Annotated in this window: 24 protein-coding genes and 1 pseudogene; 15 read left to right on the forward strand and 10 right to left on the reverse strand. The window is 69.4% G+C overall.

Annotated elements, in window-relative coordinates:
• Nucleotides 1-36: 36 nt before the first annotated feature.
• Nucleotides 37-567 (forward strand): invasion associated locus B family protein, encoded by a 531-nt coding sequence (locus tag N177_RS10990; RefSeq protein WP_040485573.1) that lies wholly within the window; start codon nt 37-39, stop codon nt 565-567.
• Here N177_RS10990 and N177_RS10995 read toward each other — a convergent pair.
• Nucleotides 549-1,097 carry a DUF421 domain-containing protein gene (locus tag N177_RS10995; protein ID WP_023432395.1) on the reverse strand — a complete coding sequence of 183 codons (549 nt, stop codon included), beginning with the start codon at nt 1,095-1,097 and terminating at the stop codon, nt 549-551. The genes N177_RS10990 and N177_RS10995 overlap by 19 nt on opposite strands.
• A gap of 130 nt (nt 1,098-1,227) precedes the next feature.
• Between N177_RS10995 and tldD the strand changes: the two genes are divergently transcribed.
• Entirely contained in the window at nt 1,228-2,649 is a 1,422-nt protein-coding gene (tldD, locus tag N177_RS11000) for a metalloprotease TldD (RefSeq protein ID WP_023432396.1), read from the forward strand.
• A gap of 72 nt (nt 2,650-2,721) precedes the next feature.
• Here tldD and N177_RS20610 read toward each other — a convergent pair whose 3' ends face one another.
• Nucleotides 2,722-2,985 (reverse strand): hypothetical protein, encoded by a 264-nt coding sequence (locus N177_RS20610; protein WP_023432397.1) that lies wholly within the window; start codon nt 2,983-2,985, stop codon nt 2,722-2,724.
• 186 nt (nt 2,986-3,171) lie between these two features.
• On the reverse strand, nt 3,172-3,441 hold the full coding sequence (locus tag N177_RS20615; protein WP_023432398.1) for a YjiS-like domain-containing protein: 270 nt from the start codon (nt 3,439-3,441) through the stop codon (nt 3,172-3,174).
• A gap of 114 nt (nt 3,442-3,555) precedes the next feature.
• Between N177_RS20615 and N177_RS11010 the strand changes: the two genes are divergently transcribed.
• Nucleotides 3,556-4,428: a LysR family transcriptional regulator gene (locus N177_RS11010; protein ID WP_023432399.1), complete on the forward strand. Its 873-nt coding sequence runs from the start codon at nt 3,556-3,558 to the stop codon at nt 4,426-4,428.
• Between the two features lie 55 nt (nt 4,429-4,483).
• On the opposite strand, the gene N177_RS11015 is transcribed toward N177_RS11010, so the two are convergent.
• The 3 genes from N177_RS11015 to N177_RS11025 all read right to left on the reverse strand — a co-directional run bounded on the left by N177_RS11015 (nt 4,484) and on the right by N177_RS11025 (nt 7,319).
• The gene (locus N177_RS11015) at nt 4,484-5,851 is read right to left on the reverse strand and encodes a glutamate--cysteine ligase (protein WP_023432400.1); all 1,368 of its coding nucleotides are present in this window, start codon (nt 5,849-5,851) and stop codon (nt 4,484-4,486) included.
• 78 nt (nt 5,852-5,929) lie between these two features.
• Nucleotides 5,930-6,694 carry a 16S rRNA (uracil(1498)-N(3))-methyltransferase gene (locus N177_RS11020; protein WP_023432401.1) on the reverse strand — a complete coding sequence of 255 codons (765 nt, stop codon included), beginning with the start codon at nt 6,692-6,694 and terminating at the stop codon, nt 5,930-5,932.
• 40 nt (nt 6,695-6,734) lie between these two features.
• Nucleotides 6,735-7,319: a DUF6101 family protein gene (locus N177_RS11025; RefSeq protein ID WP_341872334.1), complete on the reverse strand. Its 585-nt coding sequence runs from the start codon at nt 7,317-7,319 to the stop codon at nt 6,735-6,737.
• Nucleotides 7,320-7,607: 288 nt separating this feature from the next.
• Here N177_RS11025 and N177_RS11030 point away from each other — a divergent pair.
• The 7 genes and pseudogenes from N177_RS11030 to lpxK all read left to right on the forward strand — a co-directional run bounded on the left by N177_RS11030 (nt 7,608) and on the right by lpxK (nt 15,034).
• Nucleotides 7,608-8,959, forward strand: a pseudogene (locus N177_RS11030) (TldD/PmbA family protein).
• On the forward strand, nt 8,946-9,755 hold the full coding sequence (locus tag N177_RS11035) for a 3'(2'),5'-bisphosphate nucleotidase CysQ (protein WP_023432405.1): 810 nt from the start codon (nt 8,946-8,948) through the stop codon (nt 9,753-9,755). Before N177_RS11030 ends, N177_RS11035 begins: the two are co-directional and overlap by 14 nt.
• A 1-nt stretch (nt 9,756) precedes the next feature.
• Nucleotides 9,757-9,996 (forward strand): DUF4170 domain-containing protein, encoded by a 240-nt coding sequence (locus N177_RS11040; protein ID WP_023432406.1) that lies wholly within the window; start codon nt 9,757-9,759, stop codon nt 9,994-9,996.
• A 107-nt stretch (nt 9,997-10,103) separates the two neighbouring features.
• Nucleotides 10,104-11,948 (forward strand): ABC transporter ATP-binding protein, encoded by a 1,845-nt coding sequence (locus N177_RS11045; RefSeq protein ID WP_023432407.1) that lies wholly within the window; start codon nt 10,104-10,106, stop codon nt 11,946-11,948.
• 4 nt (nt 11,949-11,952) lie between these two features.
• A complete protein-coding gene (locus N177_RS11050; RefSeq protein ID WP_023432408.1) occupies nt 11,953-12,642 on the forward strand; it encodes a lysophospholipid acyltransferase family protein in 690 nt (229 codons plus the stop codon).
• Complete coding sequence (locus N177_RS11055) at nt 12,639-13,931, forward strand: 3-deoxy-D-manno-octulosonic acid transferase (RefSeq protein ID WP_023432409.1); 1,293 nt, start codon at nt 12,639-12,641, stop codon at nt 13,929-13,931. The genes N177_RS11050 and N177_RS11055 overlap by 4 nt, the downstream gene beginning before the upstream one ends.
• Nucleotides 13,932-13,933: 2 nt before the next feature.
• Nucleotides 13,934-15,034: a tetraacyldisaccharide 4'-kinase gene (lpxK, locus tag N177_RS11060; protein ID WP_023432410.1), complete on the forward strand. Its 1,101-nt coding sequence runs from the start codon at nt 13,934-13,936 to the stop codon at nt 15,032-15,034.
• Here lpxK and N177_RS11065 read toward each other — a convergent pair.
• From N177_RS11065 to xseA, 3 genes are all read right to left on the reverse strand, one after another.
• The gene (locus tag N177_RS11065; RefSeq protein WP_023432411.1) at nt 15,001-15,228 is read right to left on the reverse strand and encodes a DUF2093 domain-containing protein; all 228 of its coding nucleotides are present in this window, start codon (nt 15,226-15,228) and stop codon (nt 15,001-15,003) included. The two genes, lpxK and N177_RS11065, sit on opposite strands and share 34 nt — an antisense overlap.
• A 79-nt stretch (nt 15,229-15,307) precedes the next feature.
• Nucleotides 15,308-15,886, reverse strand: coding sequence for a transglycosylase SLT domain-containing protein (locus tag N177_RS11070; RefSeq protein ID WP_040485574.1), 579 nt, complete (start codon nt 15,884-15,886; stop codon nt 15,308-15,310).
• Nucleotides 15,887-15,961: 75 nt separating this feature from the next.
• Nucleotides 15,962-17,392, reverse strand: coding sequence for an exodeoxyribonuclease VII large subunit (xseA, locus tag N177_RS11075; protein ID WP_040485575.1), 1,431 nt, complete (start codon nt 17,390-17,392; stop codon nt 15,962-15,964).
• A gap of 103 nt (nt 17,393-17,495) precedes the next feature.
• Here xseA and purD point away from each other — a divergent pair, with 103 nt between their 5' ends.
• Nucleotides 17,496-18,782, forward strand: a complete 1,287-nt coding sequence (gene purD, locus N177_RS11080; RefSeq protein WP_023432414.1) for a phosphoribosylamine--glycine ligase — start codon at nt 17,496-17,498, stop codon at nt 18,780-18,782.
• Between the two features lie 168 nt (nt 18,783-18,950).
• The gene (locus N177_RS11085; RefSeq protein WP_023432415.1) at nt 18,951-19,844 is read left to right on the forward strand and encodes a patatin-like phospholipase family protein; all 894 of its coding nucleotides are present in this window, start codon (nt 18,951-18,953) and stop codon (nt 19,842-19,844) included.
• Between the two features lie 54 nt (nt 19,845-19,898).
• On the opposite strand, the gene N177_RS11090 is transcribed toward N177_RS11085, so the two are convergent.
• Nucleotides 19,899-20,330 carry a nucleoside deaminase gene (locus N177_RS11090; RefSeq protein WP_023432416.1) on the reverse strand — a complete coding sequence of 144 codons (432 nt, stop codon included), beginning with the start codon at nt 20,328-20,330 and terminating at the stop codon, nt 19,899-19,901.
• 69 nt (nt 20,331-20,399) lie between these two features.
• On the opposite strand from N177_RS11090, the gene N177_RS11095 reads away from it, so the two are divergent.
• From N177_RS11095 to N177_RS11105, 3 genes are all read left to right on the forward strand, one after another.
• Nucleotides 20,400-21,443, forward strand: a complete 1,044-nt coding sequence (locus tag N177_RS11095) for a pseudouridine synthase (RefSeq protein WP_023432417.1) — start codon at nt 20,400-20,402, stop codon at nt 21,441-21,443.
• On the forward strand, nt 21,418-21,981 hold the full coding sequence (rsmD, locus tag N177_RS11100) for a 16S rRNA (guanine(966)-N(2))-methyltransferase RsmD (RefSeq protein WP_023432418.1): 564 nt from the start codon (nt 21,418-21,420) through the stop codon (nt 21,979-21,981). Before N177_RS11095 ends, rsmD begins: the two co-directional genes overlap by 26 nt.
• 326 nt (nt 21,982-22,307) lie before the next feature.
• A partial coding sequence (locus N177_RS11105; RefSeq protein WP_200863389.1) for a CHASE3 domain-containing protein occupies nt 22,308-22,941 on the forward strand: 634 nt, incomplete at its 3' end.

Genomic DNA, 22,941 nt, shown 5'->3' on the forward strand with positions numbered 1-22,941 from the left:
GGCATGACCACTTTCAGGACAAATCTCGGCAGCCCCATGAAAATCCGCCTTCCGCAGCTTCGCCCCGTGGTGGCGCGCCCGGTTCTCGCCGTCGCCGCCGTCTTGGCCGCCGCACTCTGCGTCTCACCCGCGGCCGCCCAGAGCGACGTGCGCGGAACGTACGGTGAATGGCAGATCCGCTGCGACACGCCTCCGGGCGCCCAGAACGAGCAATGCGCGCTCATGCAGAGCGTGACGGCGGAGGACCGGGAGAATGTCGGGCTGACGGTCATCGTCCTGAAGACGGCGGACGGGCAGGACCACATCCTGCGCGTGCTCGCGCCTCTCGGGGTTCTGCTGCCCTCGGGCCTCGGCCTCTATGTCGACGACGCCGACATCGGGCGGGCGGCCTTCATCCGGTGCCTGCCCAATGGCTGCGTGGCGGAGGTCATCGTGGACGGCGACCTCGTCTCCAAGCTCAGGAACGGCGAATCGGCGACCTTCGTGATCTTCCAGACGCCAGAGGAGGGAATCGGCATCCCCGTTTCCCTCGACGGCTTCACCGAAGGCTACGCCGCGCTGCCCTGACTCCCGGACGAGCCGCCGGCGCGGTCGACGTTGCGCAGCGTGCTGGCGGTGGCACCGCCCTCGGGCCTCTTGCCGATGACGCTGAAGCTGCCGTCCGTTTCCAGCACGACCGCCAGCACCTCCCGCATGTCGGCATGGCCCTGCTCGCGCAGCGCGGCCAGCACCTCGGCCTCGACGACGCGGGAGCGCCGCAGGGCGTCGGGCAGTATCCTCCCCTCGTGAAGGATGAGGGTGGGCTCCGCCTTCACCACCTTCGTCACGGTCTCGGACCGCACCGAGGCCCAGGCGATCCCGTATTGCAGGGCGATCAGCAGGGCGAAGGCGAGGAGCCCCTCGAGCAGCGCCACGTCCTTCGACAAGAGCACGGTCGCGAGCGTCGAGCCGAGAGCCACCGTGACGACCAGGTCGAAGGCGTTCATCTTCGCGAGCGTCCGCTTGCCGGAAATCCGGAGGAACAGGACGAGCCCGGCATAGGCCAGCGTCCCCACGACCAGGATGCGGACGAGATCGCTCCAGCTGTCGAAGAACATGCGTTGCCTCCCTCTTTCTGCAGGAGCCAACGTCGGGGCGGCGAATTCGTGCCCCGGCCGATCCCCGGGACCTGACGCGGGGCGGCCGCACACCTATGTTGGGAACCGACACCATTCGAGGCACAAGCTCATGAGCGACAAAAGCGACCGGCTTCTCGACGCGGCCGGCATCGATCCGGAGCAGGCGCGCGGCATCCTCTCGGGGGCTCTAGAGGGCGCCGACGACGGGGAGCTCTTCGTCGAGAGCCGCATGTTCGAGGCGCTCGCCTTCGACAACGGGCGGCTGCGCACCGCGACCTACGACACCTCGCGCGGCTTCGGCATGCGGGCGGTCGCCGGCGAGACCTCCGCCTATGCCCACTCGACCGAGCTCTCGGCGGAGGCCCTGAAGCGCGCGGCCGACACCGTGCGCGCCGTTTCCGCGGGGCGCGGCGGCACGCTCGCCATGCCGCCGCAGGGGACGAACCGGCACCTCTACGGCGCGGCCAATCCGCTGGAGGCGCCGAGCTTCTCCGCGAAGTCGGACCTGCTCGCCGAGATCGACGCCTATCTCCGGGCCAGGGATCCCCGCGTCCGTCAGGTGTCGGCGAGCCTGGCAGCCGAGCATCAGACGGTCGAGATCATTCGTGCGGACGGCCAGACCCACCGGGACGTCAGGCCTCTCGTCCGGATCAACATCTCGGTCATCGTCGGCGACGGCGAGCGTCAGGAGACCGGCAGCCACGGCATGGGCGGACGGGAGGGCTTCCTGCGCTTCGTGACGCCGGAGAACTGGCGGGCCGTGGCGGACGAGGCGCTGCGGCAGGCGCTCGTCAATCTCGAGGCCGTGCCCGCCCCCGCGGGCGAGCTCGACATCGTGCTCGCGCCGGGATGGCCGGGGATCCTCCTTCACGAGGCCGTCGGCCACGGGCTCGAAGGAGATTTCAACCGCAAGAAGATGTCCGCCTTCGCCGGGCTGATGGGCGAGCGCGTCGCCTCGCCGGGCGTCACCGTGGTCGACGACGGCACCCTGCCCGACCGCCGCGGCTCGATCACGATCGACGACGAGGGCACGCCCTCGCGCTGCAACGTCCTGATCGAGGACGGCATCCTCGTCGGCTACATGCAGGACCGGCAGAACGCGCGACTGATGGGCCGCGAGGCGACCGGCAACGGTCGCCGCCAGTCCTTCGCCCACAACCCGATGCCGCGCATGACGAACACCTACATGCGCGCGGGCGAGCACGATCCGGGCGAGATCCTCGAGAGCGTCGGGCGCGGCCTCTACGCAGTGTCCTTCGGGGGCGGACAGGTCGACATCACCTCGGGCAAGTTCGTCTTCTCCTGCACCGAGGCCTATCTCGTGGAGAACGGCAGGATCGGCCCGCCCGTCAAGGGCGCGATGCTGATCGGCAACGGGCCTGACGCGCTGACCCGCGTGCGCATGGTGGGCAACGACATGAAGCTCGACCCCGGCATCGGCACGTGCGGCAAGAACGGCCAGGGCGTGCCGGTCGGCGTCGGGCAGCCGACGATCCGCATCGACGCGATCACCGTCGGCGGCACGGGCTGAGGCGGACTGCCGCCCGCAAGACGAAAAAGGCGGCCCATGAGCCGCCTTTATCACGTCGGTTGCGTCTGGCGCTCAGATGCGACGGAACTGGTTCCGCGCGATGATGTCGGCTTGGTCGTAGCCCGCGAAGGGCGTCGTCGCATTCAGGATGCGCGACAGCTGCCCGCGGTTCAGGCCGAGGTCGGCGAGCATCCGGTCGTCCGCGTTGCGCAGCGACAGGACGTCTCCCTGCCGGCGCGACGTGAGGCCCATGCGCTTCTGGACACCCCGGAAGAACGCGGTGATCGACCGTGTCTTGCGGGGCTGGAATTCGCCGGCGGCGTAGGTGGTTGCCATCGATCACAGCTCCCGTTTCGTGTGACTGAAACCAAGGACGCCCCGCTTTGCCGGCGAGGCGTCCAATGAGCGTCTTGATGTCACGGGCCGCGGGCCCTCGTGATCCTGTTTGCGTCATCGCCCGGGCGATTTCAGAACATCGGATGAGATGTCGCAGGGCCCTTGGCCCGCGGGCTCCGCTCCGCCTCACTTGGTGCGGATGCGCGCGCGGCGCCGCTCCTGGCGGGCGCGGATCAGCTCGAGCGACGGGTCGTCGCCCATCGGGACCTGAAGCGCCCCCACGACGTCCGCCCGCGACAGGCCGATATCGGCCAGCATGTGGTCGTTCGCCGTCAGGAGCATCTCGACCTCCCGGCGGTGGCGATAGGCCCTGAAAGCCCTCCGGGCAAAGGCGAGGGTGGCTGCCAGCACGGGCCCGACGGTGCCGAGCCCGGCTCTCTCGATCGTGTGCTGCATGGCACTCTCCTGGGTGTTTCCGTCACGTCGGGAGCGACCATGCGCCGCAGGGGATTGATTAATCCAACGAATGTTTGTAATGATCTCCATCATCATTCTTGATGAAACAAAACGATGCTGGACATCGAGCTCCTCCGCACCTTCGTCGCGATCGCCGAGAGCGGGTCGTTCACCCGCGCCGCCGAGGAGGTGCACAAGACGCAGTCCGCGGTCTCCATGCAGATGAAGAAGCTCGAGGAGCAGATCGGCCGGCCGCTCTTCGAGCGCGACGGGCGCCGCATCCGCCTCTCGCGCGACGGGCTCCGCCTCCTCGACTACGCCCAGCGCCTCGTCCGGCTGAACCTCGAGGCCTCAGCCGCCTTCACCGACCCGCAGCTCCAGGGCAGCGTGATCCTCGGCCTGCCCGACGACTACGACCGCCTGCTGCCGGGCGTGCTCTCCGCCTTCGCCCGCACCCACCCGCATATCGAGCTCGCCGTCCACTGCACGAGCTCGCTCACCCTCAAGGGCTGCCTGGAGCGGGGCGAGGTCGACATCGCGATCGTCACGCTCTGCGACATGACCGCCCCCGCGCAGGTCGTCCGGCGCGAGAAGCTCCACTGGGTGTCGGGTCAGGGCCACGGCGCCTATCTCGGCACGCCGCTGCCGATCGCGGTCGGCGCGCCGAGCTGCGCCTGGCGGCGCTCGGCGACCGAGGCGCTCGACCTCGCCGGCATCCCCTACCGCATCGCCTACACGAGCGAATCCGCGAACGCCCTGTCCGGCGCGGTCATCGCCGGCCTCGCCGTGTCGATCCTGCCGGAGAGCGCGATACGGCCAGAGATGCGCATTCTCGACGAGCGCGACGGCTTCCCGCCGCTGCCGCCGTGCGAGATCGGCATGCTGCGCGCGAGGCATGCCACCTCGGCCATCCACGACGCGCTCGCCGACCACATCGTGTCGCGCATCGGCAACCTGCCGGCGGCGCGGCTCGAGGCGGCGGAGTGATCCTGACACCCTGCTGACAGGGCGCCGGCGCTCCTCGCGAAGTGGCGCGGAAAAATCAGTACGCGTACTCGTCGAAGATCCGGTCGACGTCGCCATTCCACGTCGTGCGGTAGAGCTCGAGCAGCGTCTGCGCGCGCGTCCGGCCGCTCGTCGCGATCTCCTCGACGTCGTCGAGGAAGCACGCCTCGCTCGTCTCGAGGCCCGAGGCCCGCGCCCGCCGCTCGAGCCCGGCGCGCGCCAGTGCGACGACCTCGCGGGCGATGTCGGCGAGCGTGCCGCCGCGGAAGGGCGTGTCGAGCGCGGTCCGCGGCACCTGGTCGCGCAGGTCCTGCATCTCCTCGACCGTCCAGTCGGCGACGAGGTCGGCCGCCGCCCGGAGCGACTGCTCGTCATAGAGAAGCCCCACCCAGAAGGCCGGCAGGCCGCACAGGCTGCGCCACGGCCCGCCGTCGGCGCCGCGCATCTCGATGAAGCGCTTGAGCCGCACCTCGGGGAAGATCGTCGAGAGGTGGTTCACCCAGTCCGAGCGATAGGCCTTCGCCCCCGGCAGGCCGGGCAGCCGCCCCTCCATCAGGTCGCGGAAGGACTGGCCGGCGACGTCGTGGTAGACGTCGCGCTTCACGAAGTACATCGGCACGTCGAGCGCATAGTCGACGTAGCGCTCGAAGCCGAAGCCCTCCTCGAAGACGAAGGGCAGCATGCCGGCGCGCTGGTTGTCGGTGTCGCGCCAGACCTCGCTCCTCAGCGACTGGAATTCGGTCGGCTTGCCCTCCTTGAAGGGCGAGTTCGCGAAGAGCGCCGTGGCGAGCGGCTGGAGCGCGAGCCCGACCCGCATCTTGGCGACCATGTCGGCCTCGCTCGAAAAGTCGAGATTCACCTGCACCGTGCAGGTGCGGTACATCATGTCGAGGCCCCGCGTGCCGACCTTCGGCATGTAGCGCGTCATGATCTCGTAGCGCTTCTTCGGCATGTGCGGCGTCTCTTCGAGCGTCCACTTCGGCGAGAAGCCGACGCCGAGGAAGCCGATGCCCATGGGATCGGCCACCTCCTGCAGCATGCCGAGATGGGCGTGCACCTCGCGGCAGGTCTGGTGCACGTTCTCGAGCGGCGCTCCCGACAGCTCGAACTGGCCGCCGGGCTCGAGCGAGATCGCGCCGCCATTTTTCGCGTCGTAGAGCCCGATGATGGCGTCGCCGTCCATCACAGGCTCCCAGCCGAGCTGGTCGCGCATGCCCTGAAGGAGCGCGCGGATGCCCCTCTGCCCCTCGTAGGGCACGGGGGTGTGGTCGTGCGTGTAGAAGCCGAACTTCTCGTGCTCGGTGCCGATCCGGAAATCGGCGGGGTCCTTGCAGCCGCTCTCGAGGTGGGCGACGAGCGCGTCGCGGTCCTCGATCGGCATCGTGTCGGTCTCGTCTCGGGCCATGTCGGGCAAACTCGAAATCAGGGGGGCGTGTGCCGCGCGCGTGCCGCTGCGGGTGCCGGTGACACAGGTTTCACCCGGCTATGTGCCACCTGCGGCGCCGTTCCGCCAGTCCCCCAGTACGGCCTGCACCAGGGCGAGCGCCGCGACGCCCGCCGTGTCGGCGCGCATCACGCGGGGGCCGAGCGAGATCGGCAGCACGTTCTCCTGCCGCAGAAGCAGCGCCCGCTCCTCTCCGGAGAAGCCGCCCTCCGGGCCGACGAGGACCGCGATCGGTCCGGCCGGAGCGCCCCGAAGCGCCGCGATCGGATCGGCGACCGGCGCCGCCTCGTCGCAGAAGACGAGAAGCCGGCCGGCCTCCCGCCCCTTCAGGAACATCGACAGGCTGACCGGCTCCTCGACCTCCGGCGCCCAGCAGATGCCGCACTGTTCCGCCGCCTCGACGGCGTTCGCGCGCAGCCGCTCGGTCTTCACCCGCTCGGCATTCGTGTGGTGGGTGATGACGGGCACGAGACGAGCGGCGCCGAGCTCGGTCGCCTTCTGGGCGATGTAGTCGACGCGGGCGCGCTTGATGGGTGCGAAGCAGTAGTGGAGGTCGGGGGCCGGCGCCTGCGGCCGCAGCTGCTCGACGAGGCGGGCCTCGGCGGCCTTCTTGCGCAGGTTGGCGAGCTCGGCCCGCCACTCGCCGTCGCGGCCGTTGAAGAGGATGACGGGATCGCCCTCGACCCGGCGCAGCACGTTGGCGAGGTAGTGCACCGTGTCCGGCGCGAAAGCGACGGAGGCGCCGTCGGCGAGCGGCGCCTCGACATAGACCCGGGGCGCCCTGTCGGCTCGCTGCGGCTTCACGTCTCGTCCCTCCCTGCCCGGCGGCGCGGGGGGGCGATGGTCAGTCCTCGACACCCCGCGCGATGATCTCGTCCTCGCGCAGAACGGGGCCGGTTGCAACGCCGCCGACCCTGCGGCGCGTCAGAAAGCGCGGGCGGCGCTCCGCGAAGAACCTGTTCGCCCGGCGCGCCCGCGGCGGGCGAACCGCCAGGCCGCCCAGCCTGCGCTCCACGTCGTGGATACGTCCGTCGGCATCCTCGATCAGGAGCGGGCATCCGAGGAGCTCGGCCCACACATGCCATGTCTCGAGGGCGTCCTCGGGCGAGCCCTCCACGGGCAGCGGCACGGCGAGATCGGCGTTGCCGTGCTCGAGCCTGAGGCTGATCTCCTGGCCGTCGGTGCCCGCGCGGGCCGAGAGGACGACACCACGGTAGGAGCGCGTCGGCACCTGGATGTAGAGCGGCACCCCCGCCTCGCATTCGCGGCGGATCACCACCGTCTCCCGGCGGATGACGGCAAGCTGCGGCACGGGGCCGCGCCGGCCGCGGCCGCTATAGCCGATACGGATTGGCATCTGATGCGGATCGGGCCGGACACACCTTCCCCGATCCCCGGGCATGGCGCCCGCGGCGGAACACGTCGTCATCACTGCTACTCCCTGCGGCCCTTATGGATTTTCTGGCGGGGCCGGATCTGGAAGCATCATGACCGAAGGGCGTTCCGTTCGGCTTAAGGGTTTGGGTTAAAAGGATATAAGCGTGGTCGCTCGGGTTGCGACGACCCGCGCAACCCTTGCTTTTCCGGGGGCCCTGCATCACCTCTGGGTCAGGTGGGCCAGCTGCGCGGCGCCTCGGCATCCGTGCCCGCCGCGCCATCTTGCAACGCAGCGAAGCGCCCCCTACACCTTGCTCCACGCCACCCGAGAAGAAGCTCCATGTCCGATCTGTTCGACCAGTCCGCCCTCGCTTCCCGCGCCGAGGCTCTCGTCGAGGCTGCGCGGAAGGCCGGCGCGGACGCGGCGGATGCGCTGGCGACACGTTCGGTGTCGCTCGGCACGCAGGTCCGCCACGGCGATCTCGAGGAGATGGAGCGGTCGGAAACGGACGTCCTGGGCCTCCGCGTCCTCGTCGGGCAGCGCCAGGCGACGGTCTCCACGCGCGACCCCGAAGGCACCGGGTTCGCCTCTCTCGCAGAGCGCGCCGTCGCCATGGCGAGAAGCGCCCCGGCCGATCCCTATGCCGGCCTCGCCACCGCCGACCTCTACGCCCATGATCTGCCGGATCTCGACCTTCTCGACCGCACCGAGGTTTCGGCCGAGGAGCTCGTGGCCCGCGCCAAGGCGGCCGAGGAGGCCGGGCTCTCCGTCGCGGGCGTGACGAACAGCGGCGGCGCCTCGGCGAGCTGGAGCCTGTCGGGAATCGTGCTCGCGACGAGCGAGGGCTTCTCCGGCCGGCACATGGGCTCGCGCCATTCCGTGTCCTTCCAGGCCGTGGCCGGAACGGGCACCGCCATGGAGCGGGACTACGACTACACCGTCGCCGCCTATATGGACGATCTCGAGGACGCCGCCACGATCGGCCGCCGGGCCGGCGAACGCGCGGTGAAGCGGCTCGGCCCCCGCAAGATCGAGACGGGCCGCCTGCCGGTCGTCTTCGACCCGAGGGTGGCGACGGGGCTCGTCGGCAGCGTGGCCGGCGCCCTGAACGGCAGCGCGATCGCCAGGGGCTCGACCTTCCTCGGCCGCTCGCTCGGCCAGAAGATCCTGCCGGACGACGTCACGATCGTCGACGACGCCACGATCCGCAGGGGCCTGCGGTCGCACCCCTTCGACGCGGAGGGCATCGCGCCGCGCCGGCTCGCGCTCGTCGGGGGGGCGTCGTGAAGAGCTACGTCCTCGACCTCGCCACCGCGCGGGAGCTCGGCCTTCAGACGACCGGCCATGCGGGCCGCGGCGCCGGCTCCGCGCCGAGCCCCGGCTCGAGCAACCTCATGCTCGAGCCGGGCTCCATCTCTCCGGAGGAGCTCGTCGGCGGCATCGGGCGCGGGTTCTACGTGACGAGCATGTTCGGCCACGGCACCAACATGGTGACGGGCGACTACAGCCGCGGCGCGGCCGGCTTCATGATCGAGAATGGAGAGCTGACCTATCCCGTCAGCGAGATCACCATCGCCGGCAGCCTGAAGGACATGTTCCTGAGGCTCCGGCCGGCGAGCGACACGACCTGGTACTCGGGGATAGCCGCGCCGACCATCCTGATCGAGGGGATGACCGTTGGCGGACGCTGACCTTCAGGATCTCGACCTCCTCACCGAGGCCGTCGCGGTGGCGGCCGACGTCGCGCGCGGGTTCTTCGGCGCCGGCCCCCGGAGCTGGACGAAGGGCGACGACTCGCCCGTCACCGAGGCCGACATCGCGGTCGACCGCCTGCTGTTCGAGAGCCTGAGGTCGGCGCGACCCGCCTATGGCTGGCTGTCGGAGGAGCGCGAGGACGATCCCCGGCGGCTGGGCTGCGACCGCATCTTCGTCGTGGACCCGATCGACGGCACCCGCGCCTTCATCGCCGGCGAGAGCGGCTGGGTCATCAGCGCGGCCGTCGTCGAGGCCGGCGTGCCGCGGGCGGGCATCCTGATTGCCCCTGTCACCGGCGAGACCTGGACGGCGACGCTCGGCGGAGGATCGAGACGGAACGGCCTTCCGCTGGCGGTCGCGGATCGGCGGTCCCTGTCCGGCGCCCATCTCGCCACGACGAAGAAGATGGCGAAGGAAATCGGTCTCGAGGACGACGACCGGGTGCGCCGCACCTATGACAGGTCGCTCGCGCGGCGCATCGCGCTCGTGGCGGGCGGCACCTACGATGCCGCCATCGCCTCGCGGAACGCGGCTGACTGGGATCTCGCCGCCGCCGCCCTCATCCTGACCGAAGCAGGCGGCCGGTTGACCGACTTCGACGGCCGGCCGCTCGTCTTCAACCGCCACGAGCCGCGCCACCCGCCCCTCGTGGGAGCGGCGCCCCTGATGCACGCCGCGCTCCTCGAGCGCCACCGCCGGACATCCCCAGTCATGCAAGAAGGAGATCGCTGACATGGCCGAGACCGCCGAGACCCCGAAACAGCTCCTGCACATCGTCTTCGGTGGCGAGTTGAAGGACGTGCAGGGCATCGAGTTCAAGGATCTGTCGAAGGTCGACGTCGTCGGGATCTACCCGAACTACCGCACGGCCTACGACGCATGGAAGGCCGCCGCGCATCGCACCGTCGACAACGCGGAGATGCGCTACTTCATCGTCCACCTGCACCGGCTGCTGACGCCCGACGCCACCTGAGGAAAGACGGCGCCTTGTGCCGATCCGCCGTATCGGCCACAACGAGGCGCACCGCGCGACGCTTAGGACCGGCGGCGCGGCACCACGGCCCATGGAAACGAGACGCCTTGGCTTCCGAGACACTCGCTGAGAGCGCCGATCTCGAGCGCGAAGACAGTCTGCATGCCGACCGCTTCACGACGATGGAGGTCGCGCGGCGGATCACCCGCGAGCACCTGTGGCCGCAGCGCAAGATCCTCTATGCCTGCTTCGGCGTGATGGCGGTGTCGGCGGCGACGACGGGCGCCATGCCCTTCCTCCTGCAGAAGGCGGTCGACGAGGTCTTCGTGAAGCAGCAGATGAGCTTCGTCATCATCCTGCCGCTGGCGATCATCGCCATCGTCGTGACGAAGGGCATCGCCGAGTACTACGCGACCGTGTGGCAGGCCCATATCGGCAACGTGCTGCTCGCGGATCTTCGCGTCAGGATGTTCGAGACGCTGGCGCGCGCCGACCTCGGCTGGCTGCAGCGGACGCATTCGGCCCGCTTCGTGTCGAGCTTCATGAACGACGTCCTGTCGATCAGGCAGGCCGCCTCGACGTCGCTCGTCGCGCTCGGGCAGAACCTCCTCAAGGTCGTCGTGCTGACCGGCGCGATGTTCTACATGGACTGGCGGCTGTCGATCCTCGCGCTGATCGCCATGCCGGTGGCGCTCCGGTTCATGCGCAAGCAGCGCAAGAGCATGCACGCCTCCGCCAAGCGGATGTTCCAGGAGACGGGCGACCTCGGGACCCTCGTGTCGCAGACGCTGACCGGCATCCGCGTCGTGAAGGCCTATGACCGCGAGGAGCAGGAGACGCAGAAGGCGCGGGCGACGATCGACCGCACCTTCGACTACATCATGCGCGGCGTGCGCACGCGCGCGGCCTCGGGGCCGACGACGGAGGCGCTGACGGGCGTCGGCTTCGCGCTCGCGATCTTCTACGCGGGCTATCAGGGCATCCAGGGCACGCTGACGGCGGGGCAGTTCTCCGGCTTCGCGGCGGCCGCGATGTTCGTATACCCGCCGATGAAGTCGATCGCGCAGCTCCAGACGACGCTACAGGAGGGGGTAGCGGCCGCCAATCGCGTGTTCGGAATCCTCGACGAGGCGCGTCTCGTCGAGGAAAAGCCCGACGCGAGGGACCTCACGCCGGGCCGGGGCGAGATTCGCTTCGAAAACGTCGATTTCGGCTACAAGTCCGGCGAGCCGGTGCTGCGGGAATTCTCGATGGTTGTGCCGGCGGGCAAGCGCGTCGCGCTCGTCGGGCCGAGCGGGGCCGGAAAAAGCACGGTTCTCAACCTTCTCCTGCGCTTCTATGACCCGCAGTCGGGCCGCGTCCTAATCGACGGGCAGGACATCTCCGACTGCACGATCACGAGCGTGCGCAAGGTGAGCGCTCTCGTCACGCAAGAGCCCGTTCTCTTCGACGACACGGTCCGCGCGAACATCACCTACGGCTCGGAAGGGGCGAGCGAGGCCGAAATCGTCGCCGCCGCGAAGGCCGCCGTGGCGCACGACTTCATCATGAACTTCCCCGAAGCCTACGACACCCCCGTCGGCGAAGCGGGCGGGCGGCTGTCGGGCGGACAGCGCCAGCGCGTCGCCTTCGCCCGCGCGATGCTGCGCAACGCGCCGATCCTGCTCCTCGACGAACCCACGAGCGCGCTCGACAGCCAGGCCGAGGCGCAGCTGCAGGCGGCGCTCGACGAGCTCCTCAAGGGCCGGACGGTCATCATGATCGCCCATCGGCTGTCGACCGTCCGCAAGGCCGACATCATCTACGTGATGGACCGCGGCCGGGTCGTCGAGGCAGGCACGCACGAGGAGCTCCTGTCCCGCGACGGCCCCTATGCCCGGCTCCACCGAACACAATACGGTGCGCCCGATGCCGACCTCGACAAGGTCCTGGCTGCCGATAACGGCGACTGACCCCATGCTGAAGCGGATCGGACGTTCGAGGCGCGTTCAGCACGCCGCCGGCGCGGCCATCGCGGCCTACCTCTCCCTCGTCTTCCGCACGAGCCGGTTCGAGGTCGATCCCCCCGACGGCTACGAGAGGGTCGATGCCGCCTGGCCGCCGATCATCGCGATCTGGCACGGCCAGCATTTTCTCCTGGCCTCGATCCGGCGGCCTCACCAGGAGTTCCGGGTGCTGATCTCCAGGCATCGCGACGGCGAGATCAATGCGGTGGCGGCGGAACGGCTCGGAGTGACAGCCATTCGCGGCTCCGGCGACACGCGGCGGCGCACGAACACGAAGGGCGGCGCCACCGGATTCCGCACGCTGCTGAAAACCCTCGACCAGGGCATCGGCGTCGCGCTCACGGCCGACGTGCCGAAGGTCTCGCGCAAGGCGGGGCTCGGCATCGTCACGCTCGCGCAGAAGTCCGGGCGACCGATCGTCCCCGTCGCCATCGCGACGAGCCGGCGCAAGGTCCTGAACACCTGGGACCGCACGTCGCTCGATCGCCCGTTCAGCCGAGGCATCATAGCCTTCGGAGAGCACATCCTCGTTCCCGCCGACGCCGACGACGACGCGCTGGAGGCCGCACGGCTTCGCGTCGAGGAAAGCCTGAACGAGGCGACGGAGAGAGCCGAGCGATCGGTGGGAGTGCGCCGATGACGAGCCCGCGCTCCTCGCTCCTGCGTGCCTACCGCATCGCCACCCGTCTCGGCACGCCGCTCGCGGGTTCGTTCGTGAAGTGGCGCGCGCGGAAGGGCAAGGAGGACATGGCGCGGCGCGGAGAGCGCTTCGGCATTCCCTCCGAACCGCGGCCGCAAGGTCCTCTTCTCTGGGTTCATGCCGCCAGCGTGGGCGAGACGATGGCGGTCCTCCCGCTGATCGCCCGGATCCTCGCGCACTGGCCGGTGCACGTTCTTCTCACCACGACCACCGTGACCTCGGCACGGCTGGCCGGAGAGCGGCTGCCGCAGGGCGCCTTCCATCAGTTCTCGCCGCTCGACTCGCCGCGTTTCGTCGAGCGCTTCCTCGACCACTGGCGCCCCGGCGCCGCGATCTTCGTCGAGTCCGAGATATGGCCCAACATCATTTCGAGCGCCCATAAGCGGCACGTTCCGCTCGTTCTCGTCAATGCGCGCCTGTCGGAACGTTCGTTCGAGCGGTGGCGCCAGAGGCCGAGGGCGGCGGCCGACCTCTTCCCGGCCTTCGACCTCTGCCTCGCGAAGAGCGAGCAGGATGCGCGGCGCTATCGAGAACTCGGCACCTCGAGTGCTGCGAGTGTCGGCAACCTGAAGTTCGATGCGCCCGTCCTTCCCGCCCGCCCGACCGATCTGGCCGCCTTCCAGTACGCGCTGAACAGGCGACCGGTCTGGACGGCCTGCAGCACGCATCCCGGCGAGGAGGAGCTCATCCTCGATGCTCACCGGGAGATCGCGGGCCGACACCGCGACCTTCTCACCATCATCGCGCCGCGCCATCCCGAGCGACGGCAGGCGGTCCTGGATCTGGCGGCCGAGCGAGACCTGACGGTCCAGCTTCGCACCCAGGCCGGACGGGTGGCTCCAGAGACCGAGATCTACCTCCTCGACACGATCGGCGAACTCGGCCTGGCGATGCGCCTCGCTCCCGTGGTCTTCATGGGCGGCTCCCTCGTCCCGCACCAGGGGCAGAACCCGATCGAGCCCGCCAAGCTCGGTCGCCTCGTTCTGCACGGTCCGCACGTGATGAACTTCGCGGAGGTCTATGAAGCCCTCGATGCGGTCGGCGGGGCAGAGATCGTCAACGGCAGCCGGGATCTTGCGCGGCTCGTCGACCGTTTTCTGTCGTCTCCTTCGTCCGCGACCCGTCGCGGCGAGGCGGCCAAGGAGGCTATCATCCCGTTCGAGGGAGCGATCGCGCGAACGCTGAACGCGGTTTCGCCCATCCTGGAGCGCATGACGACCGAGGGGTGACGATGAGGGCACCGACCTTCTGGTTTCGCAGCGAAGGCGGCTGGCCCTCGCGCCTTCTGGCGCCCGCGAGCCTGGTCTACGGGGGCGTGGCGGGCCGCCGCCTCGCCCGGAAGCCGCGATGGCGCGCGCCGGTGCCGGTCATCTGCATCGGCAATCCGACCGTCGGCGGCTCCGGCAAGACCCCGACCTGCCTGCGGATCGCCTCCATGCTCCTGGCGGCGCGGCGCCAGCCCGTGTTCCTGACGAGGGGCTATGGCGGGTCGCTGAAGGGCCCCGTGCTCGTCGAGGACAAGCACAGCTCGGCGGAGGTGGGTGACGAGGCGCTTTTGCTTGCGCGACGGGCGCCGACCATCGTCTCCGCCGACCGCGTCGCCGGCGCGAAGCTCGCCGTCGAGCACGGCGAGGTCATCGTGATGGACGACGGCTTCCAGAACCCGGCCCTCTTCAAGGACTTGTCGCTCCTCGTGATCGACGCGGAGACCGGGATCGGCAACGGACGCATCATCCCCGCCGGCCCCCTGCGGGTGCCGTTCAAGGCTCAGCTCGCCCGAGCCGACGGGGTGATCGTCGTCGGCACCGGAACCGGCGCGGCGGCGGTCGAGGAGGCGGCCCGGAAGCGTGGGCTGCCAGTGCTGCGAGCGACGCTCGAAGTGCCTTTGGAAGGTCGCCGGCGGCTCGCCGGGCAGCGCGTCTACGCCTTCGCAGGTATCGGCCGGCCGACCAAGTTCTTCGCCTCGCTCGAAGAGGCGGGCGCAGATGTCGCCGGCGTCTGGGCCTTCGCCGACCATCATCCCTATACGGTGGCCGAAGCGGAGGAGATCCTCAACCAGGCGCGCAAGCTCGACGCCCATCCGGTGACGACGGAGAAGGATGCCGCGCGGCTCGGGGGCGACCAGCCGGAGGCCGTGCGACGGCTTCACGATCAGGTCCTCACCCTGCCGGTCGAACTCGAATTCTCGGAGGAATCGGCCCCCGTCGTCTTCGGCCTCGTCGCGAGCGCGTTCGGCGACCTCGACGCCGAGCCCTCGGGCGAACCCGACGCGAAGCGGGACGGTCGCCGACGGAAGACTCAGCCGGACGATGCCTCACGCAGTTCGACATAGCGCCTCATCGCCACCTCCGGGTTGGCGTAGGCCTCCTGGCGATCGACGTTCCAGTAGCGCAGGTCGGCGAGCGGGATCCTCTCGCCGGTGACGGCGCAGGTCACGTAGGCGCCCGGCTTCACGATGCGGAAGTCGCCGTCGAGATACTGAAGCACGGCCTCGCCCTGCGGCATCGGCCGCTCGAAACGGTTCATCGCTTGCGGTCCCTGTTCGCGCGGGGCGATCGCCCCTCTCCCCAACATAGGGGATGGGGAGGGTCGCTTCCAAGCCCGGCTACCGGCCGCAGGAGCGCAGCTGCACCGCGTACTTCCCGGAAATGTCGGCAAAGCGCTTCGCTGCGGCCCGGGCGCCGGCGTGGTTGCGTGCAGCGCCTCTCGCATAGCCGGTATGGCCGAGATGATAAGCCAGATAGAGGTCGTAAGGATTGTTCACGGAAATCCCGTTCCTGCGGCGGCTTTCCGAATGATACCAGCCGACGAAGTGGATCGCGTCCGCGAAGTTCGTGCGGCTCGCGCTCGACCGGCCGGTGGCGCGCTGATAGGTCTTCCACGTCCCGTCGAGTGCCTGGGCATAGCCATACGCGGACGATTGCCGCTTCCACGGGATGAAGCCGAAGAGCTTGTTGCGCGGCGGCCTCGCCCGCGGCTGGAATCCGGACTCGACATACATCGTCGCCATCAGGATGTGCACGGGCACCCCGAACTCGGACTCCGTGCGATAGGCCGCCTTGCGCCAGTTGTTGAACCAGCCATCGCGCTGATCGAAGACGGCGCACGTGTTCCCGATATTGCTCGGAGCCGTCGCGCACCCGCCGACGAGCAGGAGAAGGACCACGACAAATACGCTACGCATCGCTGAACCTCTCTGATCGAAAGGTTACTAGCGTGTGGACGTTAAGGAGACGTTTTGCCGGATCGTCCCCGCCGGCTACTCGTCGAACAGGTCCGTCTGCTTGGCCGGGACGCGCGGCGACTTCGGCTTGGAGCCCCTCGCGGGCCGCGGCGGCGGCTCTTCGCCGTCGAGTTTGGCGCCGATCTCGCCGTCGGCGAATTTCAGCCGCACCTCTTCGCCCGGCCGCCCCTCCCCTGCGCGGTGGATCAGCGAGCCCTCCTGCCGGTAGACGAGCGCGAAGCCCCTTTCGAGCGTCTTCTCGTGCGAGAGCGCCGACAGGAGTCCCGCGAGCCTGTCGAGCACCTCGCGGCGGCGCTGCAGCGCGACGGCTTCCGCACGCTCCTTGCGTTCCCCCAGCCATTCGACGCGCTCGCGAGCGCGGACGATGCGCTCGTCGAGGTGGCGCCGCGACAGGCGGGACCTCGTCACGTCGAGCCGGTTGCGGTGCTGGCGCGTGTTGTTCCGCAGCGCCATGGGCAGGCTCACCCACAGCGTGTCGAGGCGCTGGCGCGGCATGGCGAGCAGGTCGGACAGGCGCGGCAGTCCACGCTCGGCGGCCCTCAGCTGGTTTCTCCGCTCCTGGACGAGACGCGACAACGAGCCCCACAGGCGCCGCGAGCGGTCCTCCATAATGGCGGCCAGCTCGGCGCGAACCGGCACGGCCATCTCGGCGGCGGCCGTCGGCGTGGGCGCACGCACATCCGAGGCGAGATCGATGAGCGTCCAGTCCGTCTCATGTCCCACGGCCGAGATCAGCGGGATGCCACTCTCGGCGGCGGCCCTGACGACGATCTCCTCGTTGAAGCACCAGAGGTCCTCGAGGCTGCCGCCGCCGCGCGCGACGATCAGAACGTCCGGCCGCGGAAGGGCTCCGTCGGGCGCCAGCGCATTGAATCCGCGAATGGCCGCCGCAACCTGCTCCGCCGCCCCCTCGCCCTGAACCCGAGACGGCCAGACGAGGACGTGGGTCGGAAGCCTGTCCGTCAGGCGATGGAGAATGTCGCGGATGACCGCGCCGGTCGGCGAGGTGACGACGCCGATCACCCGCGGCAGGTAGGGAATCGGGCGCTTGCGCTCCTCGGCGAACAACCCTTCGGCCGCGAGCGTTTTCTTGCGCTCCTCGAGCAGCGCCATGAGTGCGCCCGCGCCCGCGGGCTCGAGCTGCTCGATGATCAGCTGGTAGCTCGAGCGCCCGGGATAGGTCGAGATCTTGCCCGTGGCGACGACCTCGAGCCCCTCCTCGGGCTTGAACTTCAGCCGCGGCATCGCCGTGCGCCAGACGATCGCGTCGATGCGCGCCTGGCTGTCCTTCAGGCAGAAATAGGCGTGCCCGGAGGCGTGCGGGCCCTTGTAGTTGAAGATCTCGCCACGCACGCGCACGTAGGGAAACGCGTCTTCCATGGTGCGCTTGATCGACAGCGAGAGCTCGCCGACCGTGATCTCGGGTAGATTCGTCTGCTCGTTCATGGCCGCCGACCATAGGTGATGCGGGACAGCGAAGCGAGGGTGACGCCGGCGCGGAGGGCGTGGTAGTTCGACGCCAAACGCAACTTCACCTTCAAGGGGCGACATGAAGGTTCTTCTGATCGGATCGGGCGGACGCGAGCATGCTCTGGCCTGGGCGCTGGCCGCCAGCCCCCTCCTGCAGCGCCTCTACGCCGCGCCGGGCAATGCCGGGATTGCAGAGGTGGCCGAGTGCGTCGACCTGAACGTCGGCGACCATGAGGCGGTGACCGCCTTCTGCCGCGAGCAGGGGATCGAGCTCGTCGTCGTCGGACCCGAGGCCCCGCTCGTCGCAGGCCTGGTCGATCATCTGGAGGCCGCCGGCGTCCGCGCCTTCGGCCCGAGCCGGCTGGCGGCGCAGCTCGAGGGCTCGAAGGCGTTCACCAAGGGGATCTGCGACCGCCACGGCATCCCCACCGCCCGCTACGGCCGCTTCAGCGATGCCGCCGAGGCCACCGCATATCTCGACAGGGTCGGCCTCCCCTGCGTCGTGAAGGCCGACGGTCTGGCGGCGGGCAAGGGCGTGATCATCGCGGAAACGAGGGGCGAGGCGGAAAGCGCAATCGCCTCCCTCCTCGAGATCAGCGACGAGATCGTGATCGAGGAGTTCCTCACCGGCGAGGAGGCGAGCTTCTTCTGCGTCAGCGACGGCGAGACGGTCGTTCCCCTCGCCACCGCCCAGGACCACAAGCGTGCCTTCGACGGCGACACCGGCCCCAACACGGGCGGCATGGGCGCCTACTCGCCCGCGCCGGTCCTCACGCCCGAGCTCTGCGAACGGGTCTTGAAGGAGATCGTCGAGCCGACGATCAGGGGGATGGCGGCCGAGGGCATGCCCTTCCGCGGCATACTCTATGCCGGCCTGATGATCGACGAGAGCGGGCCGAAGCTCCTCGAGTACAATACCCGGTTCGGCGATCCCGAGGCGCAGGCTCTGATGATGCGCCTCAAGGACGATCTTCTGCTGATCATCCTCGCGGCGCTCGACCGCACTCTCGACAGGATCAGCATACGGTGGCGGGACGAGGTTGCGCTGACGGTCGTGATGGCCATGCGCGGATATCCCGGCGCCTATGACACCGGCTCGGAGATCCGGGGCCTCGACGAGGCGGGCGAGGACCAGGACGTGATGATCTTCCATGCCGCCACCGAGCGCACGCCGGACGGGCGTCTCGTTGCGACGGGCGGTCGCGTGCTGGGCGTGACGGCGCTCGGGAAAACGGTCGAGGAGGCGCGCAGCCGCGCCTACGCGGCCATCGACCGGATCGACTGGCCCGAAGGCTATTGCCGCCGCGATATCGGCTGGCGCGCGCTCGCGCGACTGGTCGACGAGCGGCCCGAGGAGGACGACTAGCCGTTATTCCCCCAACCGCCAACGCCGCAGTCCATCCAGTGGGGGCTTCTCTCCTCCATCTCGCCGCGTTCGCAGCCATAATGGCTGGTGCAAAGGCTGCCGGCTCGCCTTCTCGCTCCCGTGGCGGAGGCGGTGTCGCCCCATGTCACGTAGCTTGGAGACTGCCCCTTGCCGGAGCTCGTGGAACAGCCGCCGGAGACGCTTGAGCGCCACCTGACCTCGACCTCGGAACCCCGCATCGGTCTCGCCCTTTCTGCCGGCGGCGCGCGCGGCCTCGCCCATGTGCAGGCGCTCGCGGCCTTCGACGAGCTCGGCCTCAAGCCTCACCGCATCGCCGGCACCTCCATGGGTGCCGTGGTCGGCGCGGCATACGCAGCCGGGCTTTCGGCGCGGGAGATCCGGCAGCACATGGTCGAGGTCTTCAAGGATCGCCGGGAGGTCTTCGCGCGTCTCTGGCGGGCGCGCAGCGGCAGGTTCGGCGATCTGATGACACCGAACCTCACGAACCGCGCCCAAGCCAATCCCGAGCGCCTGCTGCACGCCTTCCTGCCGCACGCGGTCGACGGGCGCATCGAGGACACGAAGATCCCGCTCGCGATCGTCGCCTCCGACTTTTACGGCTGGCATGAGGTGGCGCTGACGGCGGGCCCGCTTCGTCGAGCGATCGCTGCGTCGATCGCCATCCCGATGGTCCTGAAGCCCGTGATCGTCGACAAGCGCGTGATGGTCGACGGCGGCGCCTGCAATCCCCTCCCGGTCGAGATCGCCGCGCAAGGAGCCGACTTCGTGGTCGCCGTGGACGTCATCAACGGGCCGCACGGGCCCGGGGGCAAGATCCCGACTGCGTATGAGACGGCGTTCGGCGCGAGCCAGCTGATGATGCAGTCGATCGTCAAGGCGAAGATGGCGAGCCGACCGCCCGACATCCTGATCCGCCCCGAAATCGCACCCTACCGCGTGCTCGACTTCCTGAAAGCGCGGGAAATCCTCGAATCGACCGAGGCGACGAAGGAGCGGCTGAAGCGCGAGATCGACCGGCTGATGGTGAAGTCGCAGGCGTGAGGCGCGGCGTCGAAGTACCGCGGGACGCCACCAAAACGGCCACTGCGCAGGACTCTAGTCCCGCCGTCCGGCAAAAAAGGTCTTGAGAAGCTCTCCCGCCTCCCGCTCGGCGATGCCGGGATAGACCTCCGGGACATGATGGCAGGTGGTCTGCGCGTAATGGCGCCCGCCATGCTCGACTCCGCCCATCTTCGGATCGCTCGCGCCGTAATAGAGGCGCCGGATGCGCGCGAACGAGATCACCGCGGCGCACATCGCGCAGGGCTCGAGCGTCACCCAGAGGTCGCAGCCGACGAGCCGCTCCGAGCCGAGCAGGCGCGCCGCCTCGCGGATCACCAGCATCTCGGCATGCGCGGATGGATCCTTCAGCTCGAGCGTCCGGTTGCCGGCGCTCGAGAGGATTTCGCCGTCCTTCACGAGAACTGCCCCGACCGGGACCTCGCCCCGCGCCGCCGCCGCCCTCGCCTCGCCGAGCGCGCGCGCCATGTATGCCGAGCGCGTAAGGCTTGAATTCCCCATCTCGCCTGTCCCCACGGCCTCTGCTATCAGACCCCGATGAACACCCGCAAAGCCCCGGACCGGGAAGCGCCCCCCGCCGACGAGGAGCGCATCGCAAAGCGCATCGCCCGCTCGGGCGTGTGCTCGCGCCGCGACGCCGAGAAGCTCATCGCCGACGGCCGCGTCAGCGTCAACGGCAAGGTCCTCGCCACACCCGCCGTCACCGTCGGCCCGAAAGACCGGATCGCCATCGACGGCCAGCCACTGGCGGAGCCCGAGCCGACGAGGCTCTGGCTCTATCACAAGCCGAAGGGCCTCGTGGCGACGAACCGCGACCCGCAGGGGCGGCCGACGATCTTCGACCGGCTGCCCGAGGGTCTGCCGCGCGTCGTGACCGTAGGGCGGCTCGACATCAACACCGAGGGTCTCCTCCTCCTGACGAACGACGGCGGCCTGGCGCGCGTCCTCGAGCTGCCACGGACCGGCTGGCTGAGGCGCTACCGGGTGCGCGCCTTCGGCCGGATCGACCAAGCCCGCCTCGACACGGTGAAGGAGGGCATCACAATCGAGGGGGTCGACTACGGACCGATCGAGGCGAAGCTCGAGCGCGAGCAGGGCGACAATGTCTGGCTGACGCTCGCACTGCGCGAGGGCAAGAACCGCGAGGTGAAGAAGGTCCTGGAATCGCTCTACCTGCAGGTGAACAGGCTCATCCGCCTCTCCTTCGGGCCGTTCATGCTGGGCGACCTCGCGGAGGGCGCGGTCGAGGAGGTGAAGCCGAGGATCCTGCGCGACCAGCTCGGCCAGCGCCTCGCGGCCGAGGCCGGGGTCAGGCTGCCGGAGCCGGGACAGGCGGCGGGACAGGCGGCGCGGAAGCAGGGGGGCGGCGGTGGACCCACGAGGCCCGGCGCCCCGGGCAAGCAGGCGGCGCCGAAGCCCGTCGCCAGGGCCGAGGCGGAGGGGAAGCAGCGGGCCAAGGCACCGCGCCCTCCCCGCAAGGTCAAGCAGCCGGCGGACGCCCCCACGGGGCCCGGCAAGCGCGGCGGCGAGGACACACCACCATCGGCAGGATCACATGCGCGTCGTCGGCGGAAGGTTTAAGGGCAAGCCGCTCGCCGGCCCGAAGAGCGACGCGATCCGCCCGACCTCGGACCGCACGCGCGAGGCCGTGTTCAACATCCTCGAGCACCGCTTCGGCAATCCCGTCGACGGCGCCCGCGTGCTCGACCTCTGCGCCGGCACCGGCGCACTCGGCATCGAGGCGATCTCGCGCGGAGCCCGCTCCGGGCTCTTCATCGACATGTCGGCTGAGGCGCGGGCGCTGGTGCGCGGCAATCTCGAGACGATGGGCGTGATGGGCCTGGCGCGCATCTCCAGGCGCGACGCCGGGCATCTTGGCCCGGCCTTCAACCAGGGCGGCTTCACCCTCGTCTTCCTCGACCCACCCTACGGCAAGGGTCTCGCGCAACAGGCGCTCGACAGCCTCGCCAGGGGGCAGTGGCTCGCCGACGGGGCGATCGTCGTCCTCGAGGAGCGGGCGGGCGAGACGATCGCGCTCGCTTCCGGCTACACGGAAGAGGACCGTCGCGACTACGGCGACACCGAGATCCGCTTCCTGAGGTGGCGCGCCTCCGCCTGAGCGGACTGGGCCCGGGCACGCCTTCCACAGCCCCGCCTCTCCAGGACCCTCCCCCGACATCGCAGGGGCAGCTTCGCGCCCCCGATCACCGAAACCGGCACGTCGTCTCGGGGCGAATAGTGACCGGTCTCCAGCCTTCTGCGGCAAGATGTCGATATTTCATTCACCAAACCGAGAAATGGTCAGAGAAGGCCTGATTCACGGCCCCTTAATGAAGAAGAGGGAGAAGAAGTCCCGTTTCCATCTCTATCAGGGCCGTTCTTGGATGGAAGGGTCCGCTCCCGTGACATCAGCCACGCCGGCAAGAACGTCTCAAAGGCAAGAAGATGCGGAATCTCTCTACCACCAGCAAGTTGGCGATCGCGTTCGCGGTCATCGTCCTCACCTTCGCCGGCGCGAGCGCGCTCGTCTTCCGTGACCTCGGCGTCATCCGCGCCGCGGCCGATGCGAACGAGACGAGCATGGACCTCACGCTCCAGGCAGAAGAGATGCTCACCTACATGGTCGAGCAGGACAATGCCGTTCGCGGCTTCATGATCAGGGGGGAGGAGGAGTTCGCCCAGGCCTACGCGGCGGCGGTTCAGTCGTTCGCGGGCGTGGTCGACAGCTTCCTTGCCGCGACGTCGCTGCCCGCGCAACGCGAGCGCGTCACCGCGCTGGCCGCGGCAGCGGCCGAGTGGCAGACGCAGCAGGCCGAGCCTCAGATGCGCCTGTTCCGCGATGCGGCGACCCGTGGCGAGGCTCGCCTCATGATGGGCCGCATGACCCTCGCGAAGGTGCGCGAGATCCACGCCGAGGTTCTCCAGGCCCAGCGGCGCCTGATGGAGGCGCGTCGGGAGGCACAGTTCGATGCCATCGCCTCGTCCTCCCGCGCCCTGGCGCTGGGCGGGCTCGCCGCGCTCCTCGTCGCGGGGGTGATGCTCTTCCTGCTCACGCGCCTGATAGGGCGTCCGATCGTCG

The organism is Lutibaculum baratangense AMV1, from assembly GCF_000496075.1.
Taxonomy (GTDB): domain Bacteria; phylum Pseudomonadota; class Alphaproteobacteria; order Rhizobiales; family Tepidamorphaceae; genus Lutibaculum; species Lutibaculum baratangense.

Bases quoted from the DNA above. Each gene is read 5' to 3' on its own strand.
- N177_RS10990 (WP_040485573.1), top strand. From the start codon at position 37: ATGAAAATCCGCCTTCCGCAGCTTCGCCCCGTGGTGGCGCGCCCGGTT.
- N177_RS10995 (WP_023432395.1), bottom strand. From the start codon at position 1,097: ATGTTCTTCGACAGCTGGAGCGATCTCGTCCGCATCCTGGTCGTGGGG.
- tldD (WP_023432396.1), top strand. From the start codon at position 1,228: ATGAGCGACAAAAGCGACCGGCTTCTCGACGCGGCCGGCATCGATCCG.
- N177_RS20610 (WP_023432397.1), bottom strand. From the start codon at position 2,985: ATGGCAACCACCTACGCCGCCGGCGAATTCCAGCCCCGCAAGACACGG.
- N177_RS20615 (WP_023432398.1), bottom strand. From the start codon at position 3,441: ATGCAGCACACGATCGAGAGAGCCGGGCTCGGCACCGTCGGGCCCGTG.
- N177_RS11010 (WP_023432399.1), top strand. From the start codon at position 3,556: ATGCTGGACATCGAGCTCCTCCGCACCTTCGTCGCGATCGCCGAGAGC.
- N177_RS11015 (WP_023432400.1), bottom strand. From the start codon at position 5,851: ATGGCCCGAGACGAGACCGACACGATGCCGATCGAGGACCGCGACGCG.
- N177_RS11025 (WP_341872334.1), bottom strand. From the start codon at position 7,319: ATGACGACGTGTTCCGCCGCGGGCGCCATGCCCGGGGATCGGGGAAGG.
- N177_RS11040 (WP_023432406.1), top strand. From the start codon at position 9,757: ATGGCCGAGACCGCCGAGACCCCGAAACAGCTCCTGCACATCGTCTTC.
- N177_RS11050 (WP_023432408.1), top strand. From the start codon at position 11,953: ATGCTGAAGCGGATCGGACGTTCGAGGCGCGTTCAGCACGCCGCCGGC.
- N177_RS11055 (WP_023432409.1), top strand. From the start codon at position 12,639: ATGACGAGCCCGCGCTCCTCGCTCCTGCGTGCCTACCGCATCGCCACC.
- lpxK (WP_023432410.1), top strand. From the start codon at position 13,934: ATGAGGGCACCGACCTTCTGGTTTCGCAGCGAAGGCGGCTGGCCCTCG.
- N177_RS11065 (WP_023432411.1), bottom strand. From the start codon at position 15,228: ATGAACCGTTTCGAGCGGCCGATGCCGCAGGGCGAGGCCGTGCTTCAG.
- N177_RS11070 (WP_040485574.1), bottom strand. From the start codon at position 15,886: ATGCGTAGCGTATTTGTCGTGGTCCTTCTCCTGCTCGTCGGCGGGTGC.
- xseA (WP_040485575.1), bottom strand. From the start codon at position 17,392: ATGAACGAGCAGACGAATCTACCCGAGATCACGGTCGGCGAGCTCTCG.
- purD (WP_023432414.1), top strand. From the start codon at position 17,496: ATGAAGGTTCTTCTGATCGGATCGGGCGGACGCGAGCATGCTCTGGCC.
- N177_RS11090 (WP_023432416.1), bottom strand. From the start codon at position 20,330: ATGGCGCGCGCGCTCGGCGAGGCGAGGGCGGCGGCGGCGCGGGGCGAG.
- N177_RS11095 (WP_023432417.1), top strand. From the start codon at position 20,400: ATGAACACCCGCAAAGCCCCGGACCGGGAAGCGCCCCCCGCCGACGAG.
- rsmD (WP_023432418.1), top strand. From the start codon at position 21,418: ATGCGCGTCGTCGGCGGAAGGTTTAAGGGCAAGCCGCTCGCCGGCCCG.